This is a genomic window from Azonexus sp. (assembly GCF_036170495.1).
GTDB lineage: Bacteria > Pseudomonadota > Gammaproteobacteria > Burkholderiales > Rhodocyclaceae > Azonexus.
Window position 1 is genome coordinate 1 of record NZ_JAVHPH010000229.1, and the last position, 3,494, is coordinate 3,494.

The 3,494-nt window shown below is 60.7% G+C and carries 2 protein-coding genes; both read right to left on the reverse strand.

All coding sequences use genetic code 11. From position 1 onward, the window contains the following. The coding region (gene serC / locus ADADOO_RS07785) for a 3-phosphoserine/phosphohydroxythreonine transaminase (protein ID WP_511276451.1) at positions 1–776 on the reverse strand (776 nt) is incomplete at its 3' end. Beyond that, positions 777–3,413, reverse strand: a complete 2,637-nt coding sequence (gene gyrA, locus ADADOO_RS07790; protein ID WP_511276452.1) for a DNA gyrase subunit A — start codon at positions 3,411–3,413, stop codon at positions 777–779. Positions 3,414–3,494: the final 81 nt, after the last annotated feature.

A 3,494-nucleotide genomic window follows, 5' to 3' on the forward strand; every position in this document is an offset into this window, starting at 1 on the left:
CCGCCCTGCCGCTTGAGCCACTGGAAAACCAGGCCGGCGACGTAGATGCCGAAGGTTGGTGGCGTATTGAGCATCGAACCATGCTCAGCCATGACGGCGTAGTCCATGACCGTCGGGATGTTCAGCGGCGCCATGCCGAGCAGGTCGCGATGGACGACGACCAGCGTCACACCGGAGGGGCCGATATTCTTCTGCGCGCCGGCGTAGATCAGGCCGAATTTCTCGACATTGACCGGCCGCGACAGGATATGCGATGACATGTCGGCGACCAGCGGCACGCCGGTATCGGCAATGCGCTCGGCCGGGATTTCAACGCCGTGGATCGTTTCGTTGGTGCACACGTGCAGGTAGGCGGCGAACGGGTCAAGCTTGATTTCTTCGGCCACCGGCAGGCGGGTGAAGCCGCTGCTCTCGGTCGTCGCGGCACAACGAACATTGCCGATGCGCTGCGCTTCCTTGAAAGCCTTCTTCGACCACGAGCCGGTCACGATGTAGTCGGCCGAACGACCGGCCAGCAGGTTCATCGGGATCTGCGCGAACTGCTGCGTCGCCCCGCCTTGCAGGAAGAACACCTTGTACTGCTCGGGAATGCCCATCAGCTCGCGCAGGTCGGCTTCGGCCTGGCCGAGAATGCTGCCGAACTCCTTGCCGCGATGGCTCATCTCCATGACGCTGCAACCAGCGCCATGCCAGTCGAGCAGTTCTTCCTGCGCCTGCAGGAGGACTTCTTCGGGAAGAGCAGCCGGACCGGCGCTGAAATTCCAGATGCGACTCATTTATGCTTCTCCGCCTTCGTTGGGTTCGGACGATTCCGGATTTTGCTCATTTTCCGGGTTGACCGTGGAAGACTCCAATTCAGCATCGGCATCAACCTCAGCCACCGTTTCAGCGACTTTCTCCAGACCGGCCAGCTTCTCGCCGTCATCCAGCGAAATCAGCGTGACGCCCTGCGTCGCCCGGCCCATGCCGCGGATTTCCGCGACGCGGGTGCGGATCAGCACGCCGCCGGTGGTGATCAGCATGATTTCGTCTTCGTCATTGACCAGCTTGGCGCCAACGACGATGCCGTTACGCTCGCTATCGGCAATGGCGCGTACACCCTGCGTGCCGCGACCGGAATGGCGGAAATCGGCGAGCACGGTACGCTTGCCGTAACCGTTCTCGGTAGCGACGAGCACGGTCTGTTGATCGTTATCGGCGACCAGCAACGAAATCACCGACTGATTTTCCATCAGACGCATGCCGCGCACGCCACGGGCGCCACGGCCCATCGGACGGACATCTTCTTCGTCGAACCACACCGCCTTGCCAGCATTGGACACCAGCACGATATCGCTCGTTCCGCTGGTCAGCTCGACGCCGATCAGGTAATCGCCTTCATCGAGCGTGACAGCAATGATGCCGGCCTTGCGCGGGTTCGAGTAATCGGAGAGCGGCGTCTTCTTGACGGTACCCATGACGGTCGCCATGAACACAAACTGGTCATCGGAAAATTCCTTGACCGGCAGCACGGCGTTGATCCGTTCGCCTTCCTCCAGCGGGAAGAGATTGACGATCGGCTTGCCGCGGCTAACCCGGCTGCCCTGCGGCGCCTCGTAAACCTTGAGCCAGTAGCAGCGGCCACGGTTCGAGAAACACAGGATGAAATCGTGGGTATTGGCGACAAACAGGTGATCGACGAAATCCTCTTCCTTGATCGCTGCGGCCTGCTTGCCGCGACCGCCCCGGCGCTGGGCGCGGTAGTCGGCCAGCGGCTGGGCCTTGATGTAGCCGCCATGCGACAACGTAACGACCATGTCCTGCGGCGTAATGAGGTCTTCGAGGCTCAATTCGTGCGTCTGCAGGATGATTTCCGAGCGACGCTCGTCGCCGAACTGGTCGCGAATCGCCACCAGTTCGGTGACGATGATTTCGGTAATGCGCTCCGGCTTGGCCAGGATGTCGAGCAGATCGAGGATCTTGGCCATGACGTCCTTGTACTCGCTAACGATCTTGTCCTGCTCCAGCCCGGTCAGGCGTTGCAGGCGCAGCTCGAGAATAGCCTGTGCCTGGGCGTCGGACAGACGATAGCCCTGCGCCGACAAACCGAACTCCGGCGCCAGACCATCCGGACGCGAAGCATCGGAAGCGGCACGCACCAGCATTTCCTCGACCACGGCGCTGCGCCAGGTACGCTCCATGAGGCCGCGCTTGGCATCAGCCGGTGTCGGCGCCGCCTTGATCAGGGTGATGATGTCGTCGACGTTGGACAGCGCAACGGCCAGACCTTCGAGGATATGGCCGCGTTCGCGCGCCTTGCGCAGTTCGAAGACGGTACGCCGCGTGATGACTTCGCGACGGTGCGACAGGAAGCATTCGAGCATCTGCTTGAGGTTGAGCAGGCGCGGCTGGCCATCGACCAGCGCCACCATGTTCATGCCGAAGGTATCCTGCAGTTGCGTCTGTTTGTACAGGTTGTTGAGAATGACCTCGCCCACTTCGCCGCGCTTCAGTTCGATGACGATGCGCATGCCCGACTTGTCGGACTCGTCGCGAATGTCGGAAATGCCTTCGATCTTCTTCTCGTTGACCAGCTCGGCAATCTTTTCGATCAGCGACTTCTTGTTAACCTGGTAGGGAATTTCGTCGACGATCAGCGCCTGACGACCATTGCCCTTTTCCATATCCTCGAAATGCGTGCGGGCGCGCATGATGACGCGGCCACGGCCGGTCTGGTACCCCTCGCGGACGCCGGTCATGCCGTAGATCAAGCCGGCGGTCGGGAAGTCCGGCGCGGGAATGTAGGCAATCAGGTCGTCGATGCTGATCGCCGGGTTTTCCAGCATGGCCAGGCAGCCGGCGATGACTTCATTGAGATTGTGCGGCGGAATATTGGTCGCCATGCCGACCGCGATACCGGACGAACCGTTGATCAGCAGGTTGGGGATACGCGCCGGCATGACCAGCGGCTCGTGCTCGGAACCGTCGTAGTTCGGCCCAAAATCGACGGTTTCCTTGTCGAGGTCTTCCAGCAACTGGTGGCCAATCTTGGCCATCCGCACTTCGGTGTAACGCATCGCCGCCGCGTTGTCGCCGTCAACCGAACCGAAGTTGCCCTGGCCGTCGACCAGCATGTAGCGCAGCGAGAAATCCTGCGCCATGCGCACGATCGTGTCATAGACCGCGGTGTCGCCGTGCGGGTGGTATTTACCGATCACGTCACCGACGATACGCGCCGATTTCTTGTACGCCTTGTTCCAGTCGTTGTTCAGCTCGTGCATCGCGAACAACACCCGGCGATGCACCGGCTTCAGGCCGTCGCGCGCATCCGGCAACGCCCGGCCAACGATCACGCTCATGGCGTAATCGAGGTATGAACGCCGCATCTCGTCTTCGAGGCTGATCGGCAATGTTTCTTTGGCGAATTGGTCCATGTCTCACATTCGCACCGCTAGCGCGATGCCTTATTAGTTGATTCAAGCGTAATTTGCTATTTTAACACGCCAAACTTACCG

Bases quoted from the DNA above. Each gene is read 5' to 3' on its own strand.
- gyrA (WP_511276452.1), bottom strand. From the start codon at position 3,413: ATGGACCAATTCGCCAAAGAAACATTGCCGATCAGCCTCGAAGACGAG.